Below are 23,962 nucleotides of genomic sequence, written 5' to 3'. Positions count from 1 at the left end.
ATACCCAAACAACCTAAAGATGCAGGATTCAGCTGCTGATTTTAATGACTTAGTAACGCACTTTAGGCGACACCATTTATTGATACCGTGCAAATGGCATTCACCCCATAGATGACGATTATGGTTATTTGCAGATCTAGCTGACCAAGTTAAAAGTGGTTAATACTTGCACTACCAATAATACTGTATATACTAACAGTAACTGTATAGAAAAACAGGAAAGACCATGAGACCGTTGACGCCACGCCAAGCCGAAATTTTAGAGCTGATTAAACGTAATATTGCCGAGACTGGCATGCCACCCACTCGGGCCGAAATTGCCACCCGTTTGGGTTTTAAAAGTGCAAATGCCGCAGAAGAACACCTTAAGGCATTGGCGAAAAAAGGCTGCATCGAGATCATGCCTGGTACTTCCCGCGGGATCCGTCTCCCTGTAGAGGAAGAAGATAACCGCGAAACAGGCTTGCCACTTATCGGCCAAGTGGCAGCGGGTGAACCTATTCTCGCCCAAGAGCATGTCGAACAGTATTACCAAGTCGACCCCAGCATGTTCCACCCTGCTGCCGATTTCCTGCTGCGCGTAAAAGGCGACAGTATGAAGAACATCGGCATCCTTGAGGGTGACCTGCTTGCCGTTCATAAAGTACAACAAGCGCGTAATGGACAAGTTGTTGTTGCTCGCGTTGACGATGATGTAACCGTAAAACGCTTTGAAAAAAAAGGTAATTTAGTCTACCTACATGCCGAGAATGAAGACTATTCACCGATTAAAGTCGATTTGAGTTTCCAAAGTCTAACAATTGAAGGGCTCGCCGTAGGGGTGATCCGCAATGGAGATTGGCTATGAACAAACTATTAGGTAATGCCCCGCGTCACCCCGGTTTATGGCTCGATACGGTTCGAGATACAGAGACCGACTGGCAGCATACATCAATAGTCACTATGCCAACTCAGAGCCAAGGGCGCCAAGAGCTGACACAGCTGAGCAAACAACTTGCCCAACTGAGCCAACAGGGAAGATGGATAGTGCTCATCAACCCACCTAGTATTGGCTACAAGCAGCTATTAGCAAACGCAGGTGTGCGTATGGATCGCGTACTATTGGTTCACGCAAAAGATGAGGTCGAAACCCTTTGGGCGATGGAAAAAGCCTTAACCAGTGGCACATCTAGCGCAGTGATTACTTGGATTAACGCCCTAGATACTCGCGATAATCGTCGCCTACAAATTGTAGCAAAGAGCGCACGTGCAATGGGTATCGTGCTTGAAGGTTCAACGAATGACCAACCTTCTAGCACCAATCTCACCCAATCGACTAAATTTACTCAACCCGCATTTTTCAGCTCTGTTCATTAAAAATTTTTCACACCGTATTTAGCCTTGAAAGCCGCCTCACCTGTGAATGTGAGGCTTTTTTTTGGCAATTTTTCAGACAATTAGAAAAAGAAGTGATCTTGATCAATTTTTAAACAGCAAGTATGTTTGATTTAGGCGCACATGATATATGGCCTGTTTAGGCAGAAATATCGCGTTATTTTCGAATATCGCTCGCCCACAAAAATTGAGAATAATGGGTTTATTCAGCAGTATGTGCCAGTGTGGCTAATACCAGCAGTAACAATACTTGATCATAAGTAAGCCGCCAACGCACGTTGAAGTCAGAAACACTTTTTTGGGAACTGAAGAGTTTGCATAGAGTTGAGACTTACTGTGTTGCTCTTCTTTGTAGTTGCTATTTGCAATTAGCAGAGGAGAAGTCTTGTGAAGCAATGGTTGTATTGTTTACTCGTGGTGCTATTCGCCCCACCGTTGGCCGCAGCAGACATGCGGTTCAATATGACGCCTGGCGTAACAGAAATCAGTGGCAAGGTATACCACCTGCACATGACGATTCTGTATATCTGCTGCGCGATAGGCTTAGTGGTTTTTGGCGTGATGATTTATGCCATGATCAACCACAGAAAATCCAAGGGCGCGGTCGCGTCACACTTCCATGAGAGTACAAAAGTTGAGATCGCTTGGACGATAATTCCCTTTATCATTCTGATCTTAATGGCGATTCCGGCAACTAAAACTCTGATTGCCATGGAAGACCCCAGCAATGCCGATCTCACGGTAAAAGTCACAGGATCGCAATGGAAGTGGCATTATAGCTATTTCGATCAAGATATTGAGTTTTACAGTATTCTCGCCACACCAAGACCTCAAATCGAAGGTAGTGAGGCCAAGGGAGAGCACTACTTACTCGAGGTCGATAAGCCCCTTGTCCTGCCTGTAAATAGAAAAATCCGCTTTCTGATGACTTCTGAAGATGTTATCCATTCATGGTGGGTACCAGATTTTGCAGTGAAAAAAGATGCTAACCCAGGGTTTATCAACGAGGCGTGGACCCGTATCGATAAACCCGGCATTTACCGTGGTCAATGTACCGAGCTTTGCGGTAAAGATCATGGATTTATGCCGATAGTGGTTCATGCACTGCCCGAAGCCGAGTTCGATGCTTGGGTTGCAGAACAAAAACAAGCTGCCAATGCCGCAGCGCAAGCCGCACAAGCCGCCTTATCACAAACACTGAGTAAAGAAGAGCTGATGACTCAGGGTGAGCAAGTCTACCTTGGTCACTGCGCAGCCTGCCATCAACCTAATGGCGAAGGTCTCAAAGGCGTATTCCCTCATCTCAAAGGCAGCCCCATCGCTACCGGGCCACTGAGCGGTCATCTTGAAATCGTGCTCAATGGTAAAACGGGTACGGCCATGCAAGCCTTCAGTAAACAATTAACGCCCCAAGAAATTGCCGCAGTGATTACCTATGAGCGTAATGCGTGGGGCAATAACACGGGGGATGCGGTGCAAGCCAAAGACGTTGATTCCCACAAATCCGGTGGCACCAATAGCGAACCAGTAGCAACAACTCCGCCCCCAGCAACCACCGATGCGCCTAGGACATCGACAGAACCCGCCACCAGTATCGACCCCGCGAGTCTTCCCACGCTTAGCCATGATGAACTGATGGCCGAAGGGGAAAAGACCTATGCCACGATTTGCGCCGCCTGCCACCAGCTAACGGGTGCTGGTATGCCACCAGCCTTCCCCGCCCTTGCTGGCAGCGCTATTGCAACGGGTCCGGTCGCCAATCACATCGATATAGTGATGCACGGTAAACCGGGCACGGCGATGCAGGCATTTGGCACACAACTCACGCCACAACAGCTTGCCGCCATCATTACCTATGAGCGCAATGCATGGGGCAACAATACCGGCGATACAGTGCAACCCGCTGATATTGCTCGCCATGGACAGTAGGGGATTAAGATGAGCACACTGACTCAAGATCAAATTGCCGCCCATGATGAACACCATCACGGTGCACCTAAAGGCATCATGCGCTGGTTACTCACCACTAACCACAAGGACATTGGCACCCTGTACCTATGGTTTAGTTTCATTATGTTTTTAACCGGTGGTGCGATGGCCATGGTGATCCGCGCCGAACTCTTTCAGCCCGGATTACAACTCGTTGAGCCTAACTTCTTCAACCAGATGACCACAGTGCATGGGCTAATCATGGTATTCGGCGCCGTGATGCCAGCCTTTACAGGACTGGCTAACTGGTTGATCCCGATGATGATTGGCGCGCCTGATATGGCACTTCCACGGATGAACAACTGGAGTTTCTGGATCCTGCCCTTCGCCTTTACTATTTTATTGAGCTCACTGTTTATGGAAGGCGGCGGCCCTAATTTCGGTTGGACCTTCTACGCACCACTCTCGACCACTTATAGCCCTGACAGCACAGCATTATTTGTATTCTCTATTCATATCATGGGGATAAGTTCGATCATGGGGGCCATCAACGTGATCGTCACCATAGTCAACCTGCGCGCTCCCGGCATGACGTGGATGAAGTTACCGTTGTTTGTCTGGACTTGGCTGATTACCGCCTTCTTGCTGATCGCCGTAATGCCCGTACTCGCGGGCGCCGTTACTATGGTGTTAACCGATAAGTTTTTCGGTACTAGCTTCTTCGAGGCGGCAGGTGGTGGTGATCCTGTGATGTTCCAGCATATCTTCTGGTTCTTCGGTCACCCCGAAGTCTACATCATGATTTTGCCTTCCTTCGGCATTATCTCCGCCATAGTTCCGGCTTTCAGCCGTAAACCATTATTCGGCTATTCATCCATGGTGTATGCCACGGCGAGTATTGCGATTCTGTCCTTCCTCGTGTGGGCGCACCATATGTTCACCACCGGTATGCCTGTGTTTGCTGAGTTGTTTTTTATGTACTGCACTATGCTGATTGCCGTGCCGACTGGGGTAAAAGTGTTTAACTGGGTAGCGACCATGTGGCGCGGCTCATTGAGTTTTGAAACCCCAATGTTGTTCGCGGTGGCCTTTATTATCCTGTTCACTATTGGCGGCTTCTCTGGCCTGATGCTCGCCATCACGCCAGCCGACTTCCAATACCACGATACTTACTTTGTGGTGGCCCACTTTCACTATGTGTTAGTCACTGGTGCGATTTTCTCCATCATGGCGGCGGCCTATTACTGGTTGCCAAAATGGACCGGCCATATGTACAGCGAAAAGCTAGGCCAGTGGCATTTTTGGTGCTCAGTAATTTCGGTCAACGTGTTGTTTTTCCCGATGCATTTCTTAGGTCTTGCGGGTATGCCAAGGCGTATTCCCGATTACTCGATTCAATTTGCCGATGTAAACCAAATCGTGTCGATTGGGGGTTTTGCCTTTGGTCTTTCTCAGCTAATTTTCCTCGTGCTGGTGATTAAGTGCATTCGGGGCGGTGAAAAGGCGCCCGCCAAACCTTGGGAAGGCAGCGAAGGCTTAGAGTGGACCCTACCCAGCCCTGCGCCCTACCACTCTTTCACCACGCCACCCGAGGTGAAATAACATGCAAGGCCAACCCCATCAGCCCAACATCAAGTCCAACCGTAAGCTCATCAGTCTGCTGGTGCTGGGCTGCCTTGGGATGTTTGGCTTTGGGTTCGCCTTAGTGCCGCTCTACGATGTGTTGTGCGAAAAACTGGGTATTAATGGCAAAACCTCTAATACTGCCAGCAGTTATCAAGCGATCACTGTGGACAAGAACCGGGTGGTAACGGTGGAGTTTATCTCGCAGGTGCAGACGGGCATGCCGTGGAAATTTGAGCCACAAACGAAACGGCTCGAAGTGCATCCAGGAGAACTTATTCACACGGCATTTCTGGCGCAAAACGTCTCGAATAGAGCGATCGTGGGCCAGGCGATTCCTTCTATTTCGCCCGGACAAGGCGCGGCTTATTTCAATAAAACCGAATGTTTTTGCTTTAACCAACAACACTTAGCCGCCGCGAGTCGCGCCGAGCTACCGTTGATCTTCTTTGTGGATCCTCAATTACCCGAGTCTATCCACACCTTAACCCTCTCTTACACCCTCTACGACATTACCGACAAGCAGTTAGCGTCTGCCATAGAGCAAGGAGCTGCAAAATGACCACTAAACATGAGACTTACTACGTCCCCGCCCAGAGTGCTTGGCCGATTGTTGGTGCTATCGGCTTGTTTTTAATTGCATTCGGGGCAGGACATTTTGTACATCAACTCAAATCTGGCGCTTCGGGTGGCGGCTATATTCTACTGGTTGGCATAGCCGTCATCCTGTTTATGCTGGTTGGCTGGTTTAGAACCGTGATCAAAGAATCGATGACGGGCCTCTATTCCCATCAAATGGATAGATCGTTTCGCCAAGGCATGAGCTGGTTTATCTTCTCCGAGGTGATGTTCTTTGCCGCCTTCTTCGGCGCCTTATTTTACGCCCGTATGGTCGCAGTGCCTTGGCTCGGCGGTGCCTCCAACAATGCCATGACCCACGAAGTCCTGTGGCCACACTTCGAAGCCGTTTGGCCACTCCTCACCACGCCTGATGGCACCAAAACCGAAGCCATGCCATGGAATGGACTACCGCTAGTCAACACCATTGTGCTGTTAACCTCCTCTGTCACGCTGCATTTTGCCCATATCAGCTTAGAAAAAGGTAAGCGTTCGGCCATCACCCTCTGGCTTGGGCTCACAATTTTGTTGGGAATTAGCTTCCTTGCTTTGCAGGCGGAGGAATATAGCCATGCCTACCATGAGATGGGGCTAACGCTCACCTCGGGCGTGTATGGCAACACCTTTTTCCTGCTGACGGGTTTCCACGGCATGCACGTCACCTTGGGTACTATCTTTCTATTAGTCTTGTTTTTCAGAGTGTTAAAAGGCCACTTTAGTGCGGATAAGCATTTTGCCTTCCAAGCAGGCAGTTGGTACTGGCACTTTGTCGACGTAGTTTGGCTCTGCCTGTTTATCTTTGTTTATGTGCTTTAAATATTCATTGAAACAATAAGTTGAAAGCTTAAGGCGTGGGATTGAGACCAAGTAGTCCAGTCCCCAAAGCCACCAGCAAGAGCAGGATCACTAGTACAGAAAATATCACCCTACGGCCCAAATAGCGGCTCATAGGCACAGGGTGATCAGCGGTTTGATCGTCACCTTTAACCATAATAATTAAGGCTCTGCCTAGGTTAAAAATGATAAACAGTAACAGCAGTACTAAAGCACACTTAAAAATGAACGGGATGTTCATACGCTATCCTTATGTTTTGCTGACCAAATTAATAGGGTTGCCAAGATATATCTGGGTGCATAGGGGAATGTTGTTACTGCTCTTATTGACTGTGGTGGTATTCGTGATTTTGGTCAAGCTGGGTTTGTGGCAAATGGATAGGGCTGCGGAAAAAACCGAACTACTCGCACAAATGGAGGCCAGACAATCCGCTGCCGCACTCAATCCCGAACAGCTCATAGCTGAATTGGCTAAAGGCATCGTTACTGGCTATCGCCTTGAGGTTCAAGCTAGCCCCGTTAATCCACAAATCTGGTTACTCGACAATCAGGTCTATCAAGGGCAAGTGGGCTATCTCGCCTTTCAATTATTGCAAATAACGTCAGAAAATCAGACAAATCATCGCGAGCAACCTTGGCTGTTACTCGAACTCGGCTTTATCGCCGCTAAATCCCACAGAGATGCCTTGCCCGAAGTTAGCCCCATAGTCGGTGAACAGGTTCTTACAGGCCGACTCTATCAAAAACAGATTAATCCCTTGAGCCATCATTTATTAGCAGAACCCTTCACCACGGAACAAGGCGAACGGATTCGGTTTCAAAATCTCAATCTACCCGAGATGGCACAAATGTTAGGGCACCCTATCCTGCCCGTGGTGTTACAACCCGATGCCTTGCCCCAATTACAACCCGCGCAGGCCTTACCCCACCCTTGGCAGCCTTTCCCGCTCTCGGCCCAAAAGCATTGGGGTTATGCATTGCAATGGTTTGCCATGGCAACCGTGTTTGCGGGGCTGATGGGTTGGCAAGCACTGAAATACCTCAAAAAATCACGACAACGGCATCGAGCCGATAAGGAAGCGACTAAAACCGAGTAACAGATACCTGCAAGATGTTAATAAAAAACAATAAAACAAAGCATTAGGGACAATAAGAGGAGCAAATATGGACTCCCAACAAACAGCCAAATACCGCGCATTGGGGTTATTGCTACTGGCCTTTATCGCGCCTGTGGTCATCGCTAAGTTAGTGCTGAGCATGCATTGGTATCAAGGCGGCTCCACCAACCACGGTGAGCTCATCAGCCCAGAAACCAGTTATACCAGTCTTGGCCTTAACAATCCTCAGCCTAAGGAATGGCAACTGCTGTATTTATTGCCCGCAAAGTGCGATGAAGCTTGCCGCGAGCGCTTGTATATATTGCGTCAGAGCCATACCGCCTTAGGGCCCGATCAGGCTCGTGTCGAACCGCTTATTCTTGTGAATCCAGACAGTGACTTAAGTGCATTAAGCAGCTTTAACTTCAACACTCAGCCCGCAAGCCAAAGCCTCATTCAATGGCTTGACCAACAGCAGTTGATTATTGTCGATCCACTCGGCGCACTCGTGCTGCGTTACCCCCAAGTACAAGGCAAGGCGGCACATTTAGCTCAGGGTAAGGCCTTGGTCGCGGATCTGCGTAAGTTATTGAAACTATCGAGGGTAGACTAATGCAACTGACTTGGCTCCTACGCGTCACCATAGTCTTTACCCTGTTAGTGATTTTAATGGGGGCTTACACTCGGCTCTCGGACGCAGGACTTGGCTGCCCAGATTGGCCCGGTTGCTACGGCCATATCAAAGTACCCACCCACGACCATGAGATCTCCCATGCCCAAACCCTGTTTCCTGACCACGATATCCATCCCGAGAAAGCTTGGCTCGAGATGATCCACAGGTATATCGCGGGCGCCTTGGGCATACTAGTGTTACTGATTTTGATCCTTTGCTTGAAAACATCCCAAGCCCCCAAGAAACTGCCCTTTGCCATAGTGCTACTCATCATCTTTCAAGCGGCGTTGGGGATGTGGACTGTGACGATGAAACTAATGCCGATTGTCGTGATGTCCCATTTAATTGGCGGCTTTAGCTTGCTCTCGCTCCTACTCTTACTTTATCTGCGAACACGTCCGAGGCGAATTTTCGAAACCGCTGATATTCGCAGTCAGCGTGGTGCGGGCGCAGGATTTAATGGCGCCCATGGTTCGCGGATAGGCTCGAGCCTTAAATTTCTCGGCCAGAGTAAACACCTGCCGAAACTGGCGCTGTTGAGTCTGCTGGTGCTGATAGGGCAGATCATGCTCGGCGCCTGGACCTCCTCCAACTATGCCGCACTCGCTTGCACGGCTTTGCCGATTTGTGAAGGTAATTGGATGGATAATCTCGCCATTGCCGATGCGTTTTCCCCTTTCCAAGGGCAACACCCAAGCTTTGAATTTGGTGTATTGGATTACCATGCCCGCATGACCATTCATATCGCCCACCGCGTTGGCGCCATTATTACCGCCAGTCTATTGTTGTTGCTCGCCTATCGATTATTTTTCAGCACCCAGCTCAAGGCCCTTAGCCTATTGTTGGTCGCCTTAGTGATACTGCAGGTCAGTTTAGGGATTTCAAACGTGGTGATGCATTTACCACTGGGGATTGCCGTTTCCCACAATGGCGGCGCGGCGTTGCTACTACTCACCTTAGTCGCGATTAACTATTTCCTTTGGCGCAGGGCACCTTAATCATCGGGGGATTTATCATGGCAAAACCACTCTCTATCAGCAGTCACCCCAGTGTCCATTTGGCTTGGCGTGCCTATTTCGAGATGACCAAACCTAAGGTAGTGGCTTTAATGCTGCTCACCGTCTTAGTCGGCATGTGTTTAGCCATGCCCACCATACTGCCAGTCAAACCTTTAGTGGCAGGCTTGCTCGGCATCGCCATGATGGCGGGGTCGGCCGCCGCCTTAAACCATCTGATTGATAGGCGAATCGACGGCATGATGGCACGCACTTATAACCGACCACTGCCCAAGGGCCGAGTCTCAGCAACGAGGGCGTTGTTGTTCGCGGCACTCTTAGGCAGCCTAGGTTTTGTGATTCTGTATCTTTTCACTAATCCGCTCACCGCTTGGCTGACCTTTGCCAGCTTGATTGGTTACGCCTTGATTTATACCGCCTATTTAAAACGGGCCACACCACAAAACATTGTCATTGGCGGTTTAGCGGGCGCGATGCCGCCGCTCTTGGGCTGGACGGCGGTAACGAATCAATTCCATGATCATGCGCTATTGCTCGTCATCATCATATTCCTGTGGACGCCGCCGCATTTTTGGGCACTGGCGATTCACAGACGCGCAGAATATGCCAAAGTGGATATTCCCATGCTGCCCGTGACCCATGGGGTAGAATTTACTAAGACCTGTATCTTGCTCTATACGATTTTGCTGGCGATAGCTTGTCTATTGCCTGTCTTAGTCGGGATGAGTGGACCGCTCTACTTTGTATGCTCAAGTTTGCTCAGCACGGGGTTTATTTATAAAGCGTGGCAGTTAAAGTATCAGGATAGCGAAGGGCTGGCGATGCAGGTGTTTCGTTTTTCGATTTATCATTTAATGTTGTTATTCATGGCATTACTGCTCGACCACTATCTTTGGGCTTAATGTGCAACAAGCGATGGGTCGAGCATGGTCAAAGGACAAAATATGCAAGCAAGAATCTCCAACAAGATCTTAGTGATAGCGATTCTGTTAATAGGATTGGGTGGACTATTTGCAGTGAAGTTCAATCCACCTAAGCCCGTTGAGTTAGAGAGTGGTTTTTTGTTTCCCGAGGCGTTCGAGCTAGCGCCCTTTGAGCTTGTCGATCAACAGCAGAAACCCTTTACTAATGCCAATTTGAAGGATCAATGGAGCCTATTCTTTATCGGCTTTACCTATTGTCCCGATGTCTGTCCGACCACCTTAAACAAGCTCGCCGCCGCCTATCCTGAGCTGAAAAAAATTGCCCCCATTCAAATCGTGTTTTTATCCGTAGATCCGAAGCGGGACACCCCAGAGAAACTCCTCACCTACGTGAATTTCTTTAATCCTGAGTTTAAGGCGGTGACGGGTGAGCAAACCCAAATATTCCCCCTCACCCGCAGCCTAGGGCTCACCTATGCCATGGTAGGCGAAGGGGATAATTATCAAGTCGATCATAGTGCTGGCTATGTACTGGTTTCTCCCCAAGGCACGCGGGTCGCGGTATTTAAACCCACGGCAGCCTTAGGTAAAGCTCCTCAAGTACTCAATCAGGCCTTGATCAGCGACTTCGATAAAATCGTCAAAAGCTACAAACCTAAATAGCCGTCGCTGACGTATTACTCTTTAACCCAAGTGCCGTCGTCTTTGGGTCTCACCCATGCCTGCGAAAACCAGTAATAGCCGTTGCGCGTCTTGCTTGGTGCCGTGCAATTGTAGCGCGAGCGACCCGCTGGCAGGGCTAAATCGGCTTGAATACTAAATTCATTATCACTGCTCCAAGTTGGTGTTTTAGCGCCTTGCCCTTGGATATAACACATGACTTGCTTGGCCGAAATGTCACTCATATCCAGCTTAACCTTAAGCTCTGGGCGCCAATGCCCACCCTTAAGCTCTGGATCGCTAGGCGTTTGCTCAAGCACTGGCATATTGAGGCTGTATAACTTGGCTTTTAGGCTCTTTAGATCCGCATATTGCCCCGCCACAGGGAAGCGCGGCAATGCCGTGAGTGGCGAATAAGGGCCTGCCGCCCCTGACTGTTGGCCAAAGGCAACAAAGCCGTTTTCGGTCAACATGTCTTGAATCGCCTGATTGTATTCACCATAGGGATAGGCCAGCATTTTAAAATTCTGCCCAGTCGCCTCGCGAATCGCATTTTCGGTGTCCTGAATATTGGCCTTAATTCGCGCCAACCATTGGCTTTGAGATTCATTGTCCAGCCTGCGGATCAAATGCTCATGGGCCCAGCTGTGGTTAGCAATATCAGCACCTTCCTTGGAGAGCGTGATGAGCTGCTCCCAAGTCATCATCTCAGTAAACTTTTGTTTAATAGGCTCAATTGCCACAAATAAGGTGTAGGGAAAACCAAATTCCTTTAGGATGGGATGCGCTGTGGTCGCAATGCTGCGATAACCATCATCGAAAGTAATCGCCACCGTTTTGGCGGGTAAATCTTGTTTGTTTTTTATCGCTTCGACCACCTGCGATAACGGAATCACCTTAAAGCCATCATCCGCCAAGAACTGCATTTGCTCACGAAATTGTGCAGGCGTGACGCTCGTCGCCGCCGGCGTGGTTTCTGACACATGGTGATACTGTAAAATGACCACGGCATTGGCCGAAAAAGTCATCAACCCGAAGAGTGCCAATAACGCACGTTTAACCATAATGTGAATACCTCCAATATCAATGACTACTGCAAAATCTACCGCACTCGCGCTGCTGTTTAATGGCGCTAAAAATCGCCAACTGTTCGCGCTTGCACTGCCGATGATCCTCTCCAATATCACGGTTCCGTTATTGGGATTAGTGGATACCGCTGTGATAGGGCATTTGAGTGACGCCTATTATTTAGGGGGCGTCGCACTCGGGTCAACGATTATCACATTAATCATTTGGTTATTAGGCTTTTTACGAATGGCGACCACAGGCTTAGTCGCACAGGCCTATGGCGCAAACGATACCGCGAGCCAATTAAAATTGCTGGTTCAAGGCGCGATGCTGGCGACTGGACTGGGTATCGCGGTGATCCTATTGCAGCTCCCGATATTGAATTTAGCGCTCGGCCTCTCCGAGGCGAGTATGGAAGTGGAGCGTTATTGCCGAGAATATTTTCAAGTCCGCGTTTGGTCGACGCCATTCGCCCTACTCAATTTAGTTATGCTCGGCTGGCTCCTTGGCCGGCAACAACCCAAGGCGGCGATGTGGCAGCTTATCCTCGCCAATTTAGCCAATATTATACTCGATGTACTGTTTGTAATGGGATTCGGCTGGGGCGTAAAAGGCGCAGCACTCGCTTCAGTATGTGCCGACATCACCGCCTTTAGCGTTGCGCTCTACATGGTATTACAACAGCTTAAGCTGTCGTCTCAATTTAAATTTGACCAATTGCGTGTCCATCTGACGTTTGCCGGTTACGGCAAACTGCTCAAACTCAATAGCGATATTTTTATCCGCAGTCTATGCCTGCAAGCTGCCTTCGCCTTTATGACCTTTCACGGTGCAGGCCTTGGGGACAATACCGTCGCAGCCAATGCAGTGTTATTGAATTTACTGCTATTAATCTCCTACGCCCTCGATGGCATCGCCTATTATGCCGAGGCCGAAGTGGGCAAAGCCTATGGTCAAAAGCGTGCGCAGCAATTGCATGAAGCCGTGGTGCTGGCTTGGTGTTGGTCTGCCATCACAGCAGTTGGGTTTACACTGATCTTTAGCCTTTGGGGAAGCCATATTATCGAACTGTTGACCAGTATTGATAAGGTCAGAACCACAGCACAGACTTATCTGATTTGGTTGGTATTGCTACCGCTTTGGTCTTTTAGCTCTTACCTATTCGATGGAGTTTATATCGGTGCGGCGCAGGGTAAAGTGATGCGTAATAGCATGATTATCGCGACATTTGGCGCCTTCTTTCCGACATGGTATTTACTACAATCGCTATTGCCTTCTGAGCAGGCTAACCATGCTCTGTGGGCGGCCATGACGGCCTTTATGTTAATGCGAAGCCTGACCCTTGCTGCACATTATCGCTTTAGTAAGACATTTATTGTTAGTTAACTCAGTAAAGACAGTAGCTTACTTAGGTTTGACCGATTAATATACGCACAACTTTTGTAATATAAATGTGATATAAAATGAAAAGGATTTTACCTCTACTGCTCCTGTGGCTAAGCCTGCCACTGCTTGCCCAAACGGTACCACAACTTCCCGTCGAGGCTTTTGCTAGTATTCCCGATGTCAGCTCTGTGCAATTGTCACCCGATGGTAAAAAAATTGCCTCCATTGTTCGTGTCGAACAACCTAAACTCAAGGGAACCGTTGTCAGCATTCTCGATTTAGAAACGGGTGAAAAAGACGTTGCAGTTCATACTGATAACCAAAAATTTGTAATGCTGTCGTTAAGGTGGGCAAACAATACTACATTGTTAATAAAAGCTCAGTTTCCAGCAAATCGTTATGGAACACCAACAACCGAAACCCGCCTAGTTAAGTACGATTTAACCACTCGAAAGACTTCGAGTGTACTTGCTCCTAGTGTTATCGATCGACTCAGTTGGATCCCCCAACATCAAGGGCAAATTATTGATATGATGCCAGATGACTCGGAACATATTCTGCTATCCCTTGATGGCATGGGCCAAAATGTAGGGGAAGACAGCGTACTCAAAGTCAATCTGTCACAGGGAAAGTCCTCCTACATTCAAAATGCTAAGCGTAATATCATCGGCTGGGTTACCGACAGGCAGCACAAGGTCCGAATTTCCATCTATAACGATGATACTGAATACCGCATCTACGAACAGCCCGAACAAAAAGCAGAGTCTCGCTTGCTTTGGAGCTTTAAAGCTTTCTCTGAAGAGAGTGTCTGGCCACTGGGGTTTGATGCCGACCCGAATATTCTGTACGTACGCGCCTATCACCAAGGATTTGAAGCTATCTTTAAGGTGAATTTAACCGATCCTAAGCTCACCAAGGAGCTGGTGTACGCCAACGAAAATACCGATGTCGAAGGCGATCTCATCTATTCAGAATTAAAGAAAAAAGTTATTGGGATCAGTGAGGGTGATGGCGAAGAGTATACTTTTTGGGATCCTGAATATGCGGGCCTACAAAATGGGCTGAAAGCGGTATTACCCAATGCTCACAACTACATCACCCAATTTAGCGCCAATGAACGCCGCTATATCGTCTACTCCACCAGCTCGACTCAGCCCGGCACCTATTACTTTGGCGATAGGGATGAGAAGGCGCTGTTTCCGATTGCTGAGAGATATAGCAAGCTCAGCAGCGAGCAACTCGCCGACACGCAATACTTAAGCTACGAAGCGCGGGATAAACTCAAAATCGATGCTTACCTGACAGTGCCAAAGGGCCTCGAAGCCAAGCAACTGCCAACCATTATCTTCCCCCACGGCGGCCCCATTAGTTACGACAGTAATGACTTCGATTATTGGGCACAGTTTTTTGCCAACCGTGGCTACGCAGTATTCAGAATGAACTTTCGGGGTTCAGCAGGCTATGGCTATGAGTTTATGAAAGCCGGCCTAAAAAGCTGGGGGCTCGAAATGCAAAACGATGTGGAAGATGGCACGCGTTACCTAATCAATCAAGGGATTAGCGATCCGCAACGTATCTGTATTGTCGGCGCGAGTTATGGTGGTTATGCAGCACTGATGGGCGCCGCAATGACACCCGAACTGTATCGCTGCGCAGTCAGTGTTGCTGGGGTGACAGACGTGGCTTACCTGGTAAAATCCAGTCGCCGTTTTACCAATTATGAAGTCGTCAAAGAACAAATTGGCGATGACTTTAACGTCCTCTATGAACGCTCGCCCATCAGCAAAGCCGATAAGATCACCATCCCAGTATTACTACTGCATGGCGATAAGGACCGAGTGGTCAAGGTACAACACAGCCGCGAAATGTTTGACGAGCTAAAATCTCGTAAGAAAAACGTCGAATATATTGAGCTTGAAAATGGTGACCATTATTTGAGTAACAATGACCACAGATTAACCACCTTTAAGGCGCTGGATAAGTTTTTAGCAGATAACCTAAAAACTCAGTTGTAGCATCAAAGCCAAATATAAAAAACGCGACTCAAGGTCGCGTTTTTTCATTTAGCTCAACTCAAAAGATTAAGCGTAAGAATGCTCACCGTGTTGGTGATCGGTTACGTCACGCACACCCGTTAATTCACCAGGGAACATATCTAACAGTTGTTTTTCGATACCATCCTTTAAGGTGATATCCACTTGCGAACAACCGTTACAACCACCGCCAAACTGCAATACCGCAACGCCTTCTTTGGTGATCTCAACCAACATAATGTTGCCGCCATGGCTAGCTAATTGTGGGTTGATTTCTGATTGAATCACGTATTCGATACGCTCCACTAAAGGCGCATCACCCGCAACTTTACGCATTTTCGCATTTGGCGCTTTAAGGGTTAATTGCGAACCTAATTGATCGGTCACAAAGTCAATTGAGGCTTCTTCTAAGAAAGGTGCACTCTTTTCGTCTACCATAGCGCTAAAGCCATTGAATGCTAATTCAATATCATCGCTTTCAACGGCATCAGGTGGACAGTAAGACACGCCACACTCAGCTTGTGCGGTACCTGGGCTTATCACAAATACACGAATATGAGTGCCTTCAGGTTGATCTGCTAACAACTTTACAAAATGGGCTTGAGCCGCATCGGAAATCGTAATCATGGAAACCAGCTCCGTCAGGGGATACCTGAGTGTTTTAGTAAGAATTAGCCGTATGATACTCCTAGTCACTCGCGCTTTGTAGTCCCCTTGGGCGCAAGTTTATGGATTTTTGCCATAGTGATCACGATTCAAGCCTTATTTAGCAATTTATAAATAACACTTAAACATCAGCATTATGCATGAGTAAACAAGCATTAATAAAAAGAAAAGCGACTCAATTGAGTCGCTAAAAAGATCCTATAAAAGACAAATTATTTTGCGGCTTCTTGTCCGGCGATACGGCCAAAAACAATGATATCTGTATAAGCATTACCACCGAGACGATTGGTTCCATGGGTTAACCCCGTCACTTCACCCGCAGCAAATAAGCCCGGAATGACTTTTCCTTGTTCATCCAGTACACGAGTACGTGTATCAACCACAAGGCCGCCCATCGTATGGTGCACAGAAGGTGTCGCTTTTAAAATCCAATAAGGTCCTTTACTTAAATCGACTAATCCTGAGCGATGATTAAAGGCCTCATCCTTTCCTGTTGCGGCATAGTGATTAACGTCTTTAATCGTTGATAACAGCTTATCTTCAGGAATATTAAAGACTTTAGCGGCTTCTTCTAGGGTATCGACCTTGTACATTAGCCCATCTTTTGTGAATTCCTTCAGTTCACCTTGATGCATTTCAACTGTATGGGCAACGTTTTCAATGTCTTGATTCCAAAGCACATAAGTATAGCGGCCAGGCTGGGCTAGAATGGCATGCGAAATCACATCTCGGCGCTCCAATTCCTCAACAAAACGCTCACCCTTCTGGTTGATTAACACCGCACCAAAAAAACGAGAGTCTGCAATCAAGGCAATCGCGCCGGAGGTTGGGCTACAAATAGGATATGACTGGATATATCCCATGTTTTTAGCCGCTGCGTGAATTTTCTCTGCCATTACAATGCCATCACCAGTGCCGCCCGCATGGCCTGTACTACCATAGCGCTCGTCGAGTTCTGGATTGTATTTCTTACGCATCTCCATATTAGAGGAGAAACCACCCGTCGCAATCACAACACCGCGTTTAGCATGGTAAGTGATGGTTTTGCCATTATGTGTCGCTTCTACACCTACAATGCGACCCGTTTGATCTTGGATTAACTTTTCAGCCTTAGTATTGGTATGGATCGGTAAACCGACTTCATCAGCTTTAATCGAAAACTTACTAATGACCTCAGCCCCAGTATGACCTTTAGGGATTAATGCCCGTTTAACGCTGTGTCCACCAAACTGAAATAATTGATCTGGGTAGAATTCTACTTTGACGTAATCCCTTAGCCATTCAGCTGCGCCGACGGCATTATCGACCATGGTTTTAACCATTTCAGGATCACCTTTGAAATCACCACCTTTCAGCGTGTCGCTGATAAACAGCTCTTTGCTATCGGTAATTCCCATATTTTTTTGCACCCAACTACCGGCCACATTCATCTCAGCGCCAGAGATCAATGAGTTACCACCAATAATTGGCATTTTTTCAATAATAACAGCGGAGCGACCCGCAGCTTTCGCCTCTAAACCAGCGCTAAAACCTGCTCCACCCGAGCCAATAATCACCACATCATAGGTATATTCTGCTGGGGTTAACGCCTCACTTTTCTTAGCAGAAGCCGTTGCAACAAGAGTGACTCCCGCGGCTTCAATACTTTTACCCACGGCTTCTTTGAGCGCTTTAGACGTTACTGTGGCGCCAGCAATACCGTCAACCTCGATAGAGTTATTATCAATAATTGCCTGTTTAACATCTTTAAATACGGCACCAGCAAGGACTTTATTTTCCTTTTGCTTGAGTACATCAATCGCTACAATATGTCCGTCTTTGAATGTGGTTTCGACCTGCACTTCGCCATGCTTACCTTGAGCAGTGCCTTGGCTTTTTACTATTTGATGGGTCACTTGACAGCCGGCAATAATTGCTGTTGCAGTGACAGCAATACCAATAATGGATTTTTTATAATGCATTATAATTCCCTTATTATTTTTGATAAAAAATAGAACAACACCAAATGAAATGAGATTCTACTTATTAAAAATTCAACCTATTTGACAAACCGTTAAAACTGATAACCAATAGATACACCGTATTCAATCCCATCATTATATTGTGATCCCCAGCTATCATAATGAGTGACATATATTTTTGAAAAAATTGAATCAACAAGGTTTGTTTGTAATGTTGTGATTATCTGATGACCATAGCTGTCGTATGAAAATAATGCTTGATGCGCTTTATCCCTATCAATTTGCGCCTCATAATTCAAACTTAAACTATGTTTAAACCCTAGTAACTCAAATGGATACTTTGCATTTAAAACTACAGCATAACCTGATAGGTCGTTAAACTTCTCAGAGGTAGGGGAAAAGCTACCAATGGTATAGTTTAAACCGACCCCATAGTTTAGTGATAACTTTTGAATTTTTACATTGTGGGTAACACCTAAATAAAGATTATCTTCAACCAGCGTTTCACTCGCAGAGATAAAGTTCTGAGTCCAAAAGTTGAACTGCGATTCTCCGAGCTTATTTTCAAGTATTAATAATGACTTAATGGTAGTTTTACCATCAAGATGTTTCTGGTTTTCTGCAATTTCAGCCGGGTTTTCGAGCTTAAGATTAGCAAAGTAAGTCCCCCAGTCAGCAATTCCCAAATGATTCAACTTAACAAAAGGTTGATTAAAAACACCTGGGTTATCATTTTTTGTGTCACCGGTATAAAACTTATAACCTAAATCCACACTCGTTTTATTCACGTCAGCATATACTGAACCACTAAATACTATTGCGCTAACTAAAATAGATGCCACACTTTTTTTACACATAGATCCCCTCTCAACCATGTATTCTAGGAAGTATTTTCAAATACCTACCAACCAGTAAACCTTATATAATAACGTTACTACGAATATCATGATGACTATGTGATCTAAGCCCAACGGCGCTTTTGCATTTTAAAAGTGTGTGGTTTAATGCAGTAAATTTATCGTTTACATTATTTAGCCGTTAGATATTTCCAACCTGGCGGAAAATAAATTATTTGCAGATGAGATAGTAAAAATCCAACCCAATTGATTTGCGAGACGTTTCACCAGTAAAAGTCCTAAACCAAATCCATGCCGGCCATTACTATTGTAGAAATTAGTTATTTCTATACAACAAGCATCTTGAGTAATGCGAATATCCATCCCACCATGTTCAATACTATTCCTTAATAAATTGCTTAATATTATTTTTAGTGGATGAAGCTGAACGGGCAAACAAGTATCGTCAGAAAATAATTGAATTTTTTGCTCATGACCATGAACCCGTTGCTGCTCCTCGATAATACTGGCAAGCAAAGGCGATAACGCTACTTTTTCCTTTTCTAAGCTGGAACACTCTTTATTGGTCAACCACAGTAAGGTTTCAATGAGTGACTTCATTTGATTGGTTGCTTGGGAAGCATACAGCGTTGGTCCTGTAAGCTCACCTTGTTGTAATGTGAGGATTTCGAATGAAGATTGGCATATGGCGACTGGCGTTCTTAACTCATGGCTAGCAAAGCGTAAAAAATTAAGTTCGCGTTGCTGGGCCTCTTGAAGCTGTAAAATCGAGTTATCTAAAGCATCAACAATGGCTTTAAGTTCAGCGTATTCTTGTTGCGGTAAACTCAGTTTGCCTCCGGCTTCCCAATCATGCTGCTTAATCGCATGGCTAATTTGATGCACAGGCGTAATCACTTTACTTTGCATATAAAACGCTAAGCTTGCGCTTGCACAAAAGGTGATCAAGACAAGCAGCAAAATAGCCGTCATATTCTTAGGGGCAAAGTGCAAATCATGGGTAACGCTAAACTGTAGCCAAACGTAAAGCGGCTGGCCAGTTTGGGGGTAGTACACACTTAGCGCGTTAACAATGGGACCTTCTGCATGCTCATAGCGAATTGTGCTCGCATCTGTTAAGACTTCATTGTTATTTAACTTACGAATTTGCAGCGGAATATCTCGCCAATGAGCATAGACAGTTAAGTTATCGGTTTTTAGAATCGGCTGCTGTAATGGTTGCTGAGTTGGCTGTGCCGCCTTCAGTAATGCTTCGGCAGCTTGTCCTGCATTGTGCATTGTGACTTCATGCATAGAAATCATACCTGCACACATCATGCAAAGCGGGATAAAACTATTCACGCCTAAGGTTATTAAAAGAAAAATAACTCCCCACACTTGATAGCTACGCTTAAGGCTAAATTTAGGCGCTTGCATTGATTTCATCCCTAAGGCTTAAGCCAACGCCACGAATTGTATGTAATATTTGCCGCTCAAACGGGCGATCGATCACTCGGCGTAAAAGATGAATATGGCTGCGTAAGCTGTCACTATCTGGTGCACAGTCGGGCCAAAGCATTCGCTCAATCTCTTCTCTAGTCACCGTTTCTGGACTACGACGCGCCAATAAAGCTAGGATCTGCCATCCGGTTTTAGACAAAGCCAGCAGTTGCCCTTGCCGATACACCATGTGGTTTGCAAAATCGATTTCTAGGTCACCAATAATCAACCTTTGGGGTGCGGGACGACGCTGGGCTACCACCTTCAGCCGCGCGACCAGCTCCTCCATCGCAAAGGGTTTTATTAAATAATCGTCTGCACCCACAGTAAACCCACTCAAGCGATCATTCAGACTACTACGTGCAGTTAACATGATTACTGGTGAGGTAATGCACTGTGCTTTCCAGCGTTCACACGCTTCAATGCCATCCCCATCCGGCAAATTTAGATCGAGAATAATAGCGTCAAATTGCTGCTGGCTAATGAGCATCTCTGCTTGCGCTAGGTTGAACGCGTAATCGCACTCTATGCCACTCAATTCAAGATATTGAATGATGTTGTTAGAGAGCAGCCGGTTGTCTTCAACCAGTAATACCAACATATTTAGATCAACTCATATTGATGGGCGAGATGAATTAAGTTTGCTCGATTCGTCGCCCCAAACTTCCTACGCATTGATTCCATATGGTATTCAACTCCCCTAATGCTTATCGGGAGCTGGGTTGAAATTTCGTCATTCTGCAGGCCGTTTGCGACCATAACTAAGATATCTCTCGCATTATCTTTCAGTAGAGAACTTTGAAGAAACGGATTAAACAATGACTTATTACATTCAAATAGCTTGTTTTGGGCATCCTTTAAGGTCGCGCTCAAATCCGTTAATTGGATGTCCGAATCATCCAAATGACTCAGTAGAATAAAGCGACCCGCCCAATGTCGATTGCTATGGCATGCAACGGGCCAACTTAATACGGTTTGAATATGGTGCTTATTAAAAAGTCGGCGAGTCTTGTCACTTTTCTCACACGACAAGCGATACATATAAGATTTTGATGTATCTAACGAAAAACCAAAATTAAAATCACTAGCGGCAATCTGACTTAAATAAAAACGCTGCAATTGGGCAACTTTTGGGGATGAAGCTACGCTGGCAGTGGGTTTACGCAGCGAGGCTTGCGAGAACAAATTGGTTTCTTTTGGGAAGTGATAGTTTTCATACGCACAATGTGCGACCCCTTGAAACCAGAATCCACTAAAACCGTGCGGTTTCAAAGCAGCACTTATCGCCTGAATAACGTCTTGTAATGTCGATGCCATATTGGCATTTGATAGCGCTCGTTTAGCGTCCATAAATACCCCCAAACAAAATATGATTAGAAGGTATCTCAATACAAGTAACAAACAAAATCTATAGATACATATACTTACATTTGATCGCAAAATTAAAAGTTATTTTTTATATTCCATATTTTTGACATAGTTTTGACGTTCGTAACGCTACACTGCAACGATCTTTGTTAACTATAAGTTAGTTATCTCCAACAAGCCTGGCGCTTCGGCTCGTGCAAGACACCATATTTGAACATGCACGTAACGCGCTTCGAATAACTGGGCGATTTCCGCAACCGTCGTGCCTGTCGTCACCACATCATCCACTAATGCAATGCGTTGATAGGCAAAATCAGCATTTAACTCAAAGGCATCCTGTAGATTTCTTCGCCGCTGCGCACCATTGAGTCCAGCCTGTGGGCGGGTATCCTGCCGCCGTGTTAATCCTTGATCAACTAAGGGCAACTGTAAGCGTTGCGATAACTCATGGGCGATTAACCATGCTTGATTAAATCCACGTTGGCGCAGCCGATTAGGGTGTAAAGGGACTGGCACTATGGCCTGCGGTAGCGTGATTAATCCTTGCTGTTCAAGCTGACCAATGCGCGCCACTAAGGCTTGGCACAGAATGGGTAAGGCAGCGAGTTGCCCCTGATATTTAATAGCCGCTATCCAAGGGCCAAAGCCTTGATGATAACTACAGGGTGCGATGACTTTTCGCGGTTGATGACGTTGGCATTCACCGCAATACTCGAGTTCAAGTTGCATGGATTTGCCACAACCTAAGCAAATTGGGCTGTGATACAAACCCGTTTGCAGGCATATCTGGCAAAATCCGGCTTCCGTTGAATTTAGTGATTGGTGGCACAGTAAGCAACGGTTAGGTAAACTGCCTGCCAAGTAACGCTGCCCCCAATACGAAACTAAGCGTAAAAACTTCGCCCCTTGCTGCGACCAAATCCATTTGCTATCGCCTGACATACAACATCCTATTAGAGGTATTTTAGTGAACGCTACAACGTCTGCTCATCATCCACTGCATATCGAAACCATTGGCCAAGGGCCAGATCTGGTGATGATCCACGGTTGGGGGGTTAATAGCGCCGTGTTTACGCCGCTCCATGAGCAACTGTCTGAGTATAGGGTGCACTATGTCGATCTGCCTGGCTTTGGCTTAAGTCAACCAATCGTAGGCGATTTATCGACTTGGGTGGATGCCCTAATCCATGCCTTGCCCGCCAATGCAATTTGGGCTGGCTGGTCACTAGGCGGATTAGTCGCCACTCAAGCCGCCATAAGCTATCCCTCCCATGTCAGAGGATTAATAACTATCGCGTCCTCGCCCTGTTTTATGGCAAGGGAGGAAGAAGCATGGCCCGGTATTCCGCCACAGGTGCTCAGCATGTTTGGCGAGCAGCTTGGGCAAAATTTACCTAAAACGATTGAGCGCTTTTTAGCGATTCAGGCCATGGGCAGCGAAACCGCCAAAGACGATATTAAGCAGCTGCGGGATTTAGTCTTGGCACGCCCGCTACCCAATGCTGCGGCCTTAACTCAAGGTTTGGATATGTTGAATCAAATCGATCTTAGGCCACAGCTGTCGGCGATACAGCAACCTTGGCTACGGATTTGGGGCAGGCTCGATGGACTCGTGCCCAAACGCGTGCAACCTCAAATGCCCACCGCAAGCCATATCACAGATGTGATGCTCGCCAAGGCATCCCACGCACCGTTTGTGTCCCACAGGAAAGAATTCTTGCAAGCAATCACACCTTGGCTGGCGCAATTCAAGGACTAGCGCTTTATCTTTGAGCAATAAATGGCTAGTATTTAACCATTAAGGCTACAAGGAATTTTTCATGCTGCTTGTCAGTAATTACCCCCAAGTTCCGCTAGCGACCACCAATGTCGCGACGGACTCGGCTCGGGTCGACAATCAGCTAAAACCAGTGGTAATCCCACCTCAGGCTGCGACTAAAGGCCATGAAGAACGCGCCTTTAACCCGCAAAATGAACGTACTGCTGACCAAGCTCAGCAACAGGCTCGATTACTTGAGCAAAATCAGCAACAAGTTCAACAAAAGCAGCAGCAACAGCAATCCTCGCAGCAACAGAGTCAACAACAGCAAGAAAAACAAGCTCCAGTTGTGGCTGCTGATCGCGCACTTCCTAAAACGCTTAGGGTGCCAGTCCGAGGTCCTGCGGCCTTGCAACGCAAGGATATTCGCTTAAAGGTTGGCCAAAACAATACTCCGCCAACAAATACTAATGCAAAAACCAATACCAGCGCCGCTCGTCAACCTATACAAGGGGAGTCACCTCAGTTTTATCAACAAGTTGGGCAACGTATTAGCCAATATTATGCACAGCAGACTCAACCAGAGGCCGAGCCCGCCATGTCGTCATGGATTTGATGGGTTATGGCGTGTAGAAATA

The 23,962-nt window shown here is 46.8% G+C and carries 24 protein-coding genes; 15 read left to right on the top strand and 9 right to left on the bottom strand.

Annotated features, from left to right (window positions below; all coding sequences use genetic code 11):
* Positions 1–226: 226 nt before the first annotated feature.
* The 6 genes from lexA to KXJ80_RS03040 all read left to right on the top strand — a co-directional run bounded on the left by lexA (position 227) and on the right by KXJ80_RS03040 (position 6,360).
* On the top strand, positions 227–847 hold the full coding sequence (lexA, locus tag KXJ80_RS03065) for a transcriptional repressor LexA (protein ID WP_037423686.1): 621 nt from the start codon (positions 227–229) through the stop codon (positions 845–847).
* Positions 844–1,356 carry a cell division inhibitor SulA gene (locus tag KXJ80_RS03060; RefSeq protein WP_099457237.1) on the top strand — a complete coding sequence of 171 codons (513 nt, stop codon included), beginning with the start codon at positions 844–846 and terminating at the stop codon, positions 1,354–1,356. Before lexA ends, KXJ80_RS03060 begins: the two co-directional genes overlap by 4 nt.
* A 405-nt stretch (positions 1,357–1,761) precedes the next feature.
* Complete coding sequence (coxB, locus tag KXJ80_RS03055) at positions 1,762–3,303, top strand: cytochrome c oxidase subunit II (protein WP_218737794.1); 1,542 nt, start codon at positions 1,762–1,764, stop codon at positions 3,301–3,303.
* A 9-nt stretch (positions 3,304–3,312) separates the two neighbouring features.
* On the top strand, positions 3,313–4,905 hold the full coding sequence (gene ctaD, locus KXJ80_RS03050) for a cytochrome c oxidase subunit I (RefSeq protein WP_011624513.1): 1,593 nt from the start codon (positions 3,313–3,315) through the stop codon (positions 4,903–4,905).
* A 1-nt stretch (position 4,906) separates the two neighbouring features.
* Positions 4,907–5,488, top strand: coding sequence for a cytochrome c oxidase assembly protein (locus KXJ80_RS03045; protein WP_011624514.1), 582 nt, complete (start codon positions 4,907–4,909; stop codon positions 5,486–5,488).
* Positions 5,485–6,360 (top strand): cytochrome c oxidase subunit 3, encoded by an 876-nt coding sequence (locus tag KXJ80_RS03040; protein WP_218737793.1) that lies wholly within the window; start codon positions 5,485–5,487, stop codon positions 6,358–6,360. The genes KXJ80_RS03045 and KXJ80_RS03040 overlap by 4 nt, the downstream gene beginning before the upstream one ends.
* Before the next feature lie 28 nt (positions 6,361–6,388).
* Here the strand turns inward: KXJ80_RS03040 and KXJ80_RS03035 are convergent, their stop codons facing one another.
* Positions 6,389–6,619: a DUF2909 family protein gene (locus KXJ80_RS03035; protein WP_218737792.1), complete on the bottom strand. Its 231-nt coding sequence runs from the start codon at positions 6,617–6,619 to the stop codon at positions 6,389–6,391.
* On the opposite strand from KXJ80_RS03035, the gene KXJ80_RS03030 reads away from it, so the two are divergent.
* From KXJ80_RS03030 to KXJ80_RS03010, 5 genes are all read left to right on the top strand, one after another.
* Entirely contained in the window at positions 6,564–7,475 is a 912-nt protein-coding gene (locus KXJ80_RS03030; RefSeq protein ID WP_218737791.1) for an SURF1 family protein, read from the top strand. The genes KXJ80_RS03035 and KXJ80_RS03030 overlap by 56 nt on opposite strands.
* Before the next feature lie 67 nt (positions 7,476–7,542).
* Positions 7,543–8,088, top strand: coding sequence for a redox-active disulfide-containing membrane protein (locus KXJ80_RS03025; RefSeq protein WP_023266448.1), 546 nt, complete (start codon positions 7,543–7,545; stop codon positions 8,086–8,088).
* Complete coding sequence (locus KXJ80_RS03020) at positions 8,088–9,146, top strand: COX15/CtaA family protein (RefSeq protein ID WP_218737790.1); 1,059 nt, start codon at positions 8,088–8,090, stop codon at positions 9,144–9,146. Before KXJ80_RS03025 ends, KXJ80_RS03020 begins: the two co-directional genes overlap by 1 nt.
* Positions 9,147–9,163: 17 nt before the next feature.
* Complete coding sequence (cyoE, locus tag KXJ80_RS03015; protein WP_218737789.1) at positions 9,164–10,066, top strand: heme o synthase; 903 nt, start codon at positions 9,164–9,166, stop codon at positions 10,064–10,066.
* A gap of 54 nt (positions 10,067–10,120) precedes the next feature.
* A complete protein-coding gene (locus tag KXJ80_RS03010) occupies positions 10,121–10,750 on the top strand; it encodes an SCO family protein (protein ID WP_161629207.1) in 630 nt (209 codons plus the stop codon).
* A 14-nt stretch (positions 10,751–10,764) separates the two neighbouring features.
* Here KXJ80_RS03010 and KXJ80_RS03005 read toward each other — a convergent pair whose 3' ends face one another.
* Positions 10,765–11,811: a polysaccharide deacetylase family protein gene (locus KXJ80_RS03005; protein WP_218737788.1), complete on the bottom strand. Its 1,047-nt coding sequence runs from the start codon at positions 11,809–11,811 to the stop codon at positions 10,765–10,767.
* 22 nt (positions 11,812–11,833) lie between these two features.
* Between KXJ80_RS03005 and KXJ80_RS03000 the strand changes: the two genes are divergently transcribed.
* Both KXJ80_RS03000 and KXJ80_RS02995 read left to right on the top strand, forming a co-directional pair.
* Positions 11,834–13,201: an MATE family efflux transporter gene (locus KXJ80_RS03000; protein ID WP_218737787.1), complete on the top strand. Its 1,368-nt coding sequence runs from the start codon at positions 11,834–11,836 to the stop codon at positions 13,199–13,201.
* A 77-nt stretch (positions 13,202–13,278) separates the two neighbouring features.
* Positions 13,279–15,216 carry an alpha/beta hydrolase family protein gene (locus tag KXJ80_RS02995; RefSeq protein WP_047537869.1) on the top strand — a complete coding sequence of 646 codons (1,938 nt, stop codon included), beginning with the start codon at positions 13,279–13,281 and terminating at the stop codon, positions 15,214–15,216.
* 66 nt (positions 15,217–15,282) lie between these two features.
* On the opposite strand, the gene nfuA is transcribed toward KXJ80_RS02995, so the two are convergent.
* The 7 genes from nfuA to KXJ80_RS02960 all read right to left on the bottom strand — a co-directional run bounded on the left by nfuA (position 15,283) and on the right by KXJ80_RS02960 (position 22,507).
* Positions 15,283–15,861 (bottom strand): Fe-S biogenesis protein NfuA, encoded by a 579-nt coding sequence (gene nfuA / locus KXJ80_RS02990; protein ID WP_037423725.1) that lies wholly within the window; start codon positions 15,859–15,861, stop codon positions 15,283–15,285.
* A 251-nt stretch (positions 15,862–16,112) separates the two neighbouring features.
* The gene (gene urdA / locus KXJ80_RS02985) at positions 16,113–17,861 is read right to left on the bottom strand and encodes a urocanate reductase (protein WP_218737786.1); all 1,749 of its coding nucleotides are present in this window, start codon (positions 17,859–17,861) and stop codon (positions 16,113–16,115) included.
* Positions 17,862–17,953: 92 nt separating this feature from the next.
* Complete coding sequence (locus KXJ80_RS02980) at positions 17,954–18,718, bottom strand: nucleoside-specific channel-forming Tsx family protein (RefSeq protein ID WP_218737785.1); 765 nt, start codon at positions 18,716–18,718, stop codon at positions 17,954–17,956.
* A 174-nt stretch (positions 18,719–18,892) separates the two neighbouring features.
* Positions 18,893–20,134, bottom strand: coding sequence for a sensor histidine kinase (locus tag KXJ80_RS02975; protein ID WP_218737784.1), 1,242 nt, complete (start codon positions 20,132–20,134; stop codon positions 18,893–18,895).
* Entirely contained in the window at positions 20,121–20,798 is a 678-nt protein-coding gene (locus tag KXJ80_RS02970) for a response regulator transcription factor (protein WP_218737783.1), read from the bottom strand. The genes KXJ80_RS02975 and KXJ80_RS02970 overlap by 14 nt, the downstream gene beginning before the upstream one ends.
* 2 nt (positions 20,799–20,800) lie before the next feature.
* Positions 20,801–21,547 (bottom strand): response regulator transcription factor, encoded by a 747-nt coding sequence (locus KXJ80_RS02965; protein ID WP_218737782.1) that lies wholly within the window; start codon positions 21,545–21,547, stop codon positions 20,801–20,803.
* Positions 21,548–21,718: 171 nt separating this feature from the next.
* On the bottom strand, positions 21,719–22,507 hold the full coding sequence (locus KXJ80_RS02960) for a ComFC family protein (protein WP_218737781.1): 789 nt from the start codon (positions 22,505–22,507) through the stop codon (positions 21,719–21,721).
* A gap of 25 nt (positions 22,508–22,532) precedes the next feature.
* Between KXJ80_RS02960 and bioH the strand changes: the two genes are divergently transcribed.
* Positions 22,533–23,324: a pimeloyl-ACP methyl ester esterase BioH gene (gene bioH, locus KXJ80_RS02955; RefSeq protein ID WP_218737780.1), complete on the top strand. Its 792-nt coding sequence runs from the start codon at positions 22,533–22,535 to the stop codon at positions 23,322–23,324.
* Positions 23,325–23,385: 61 nt separating this feature from the next.
* The gene (locus KXJ80_RS02950) at positions 23,386–23,940 is read left to right on the top strand and encodes a hypothetical protein (RefSeq protein WP_047537845.1); all 555 of its coding nucleotides are present in this window, start codon (positions 23,386–23,388) and stop codon (positions 23,938–23,940) included.
* Positions 23,941–23,962 lie beyond the last annotated feature (22 nt).

The sequence above is a fragment of the Shewanella xiamenensis genome (assembly GCF_024971755.1).
Classification (GTDB): domain Bacteria; phylum Pseudomonadota; class Gammaproteobacteria; order Enterobacterales; family Shewanellaceae; genus Shewanella; species Shewanella xiamenensis.
The sequence above is the reverse complement of the archived record's forward strand: the minus strand, read 5'-3'. Positions and strand labels throughout refer to the sequence as shown.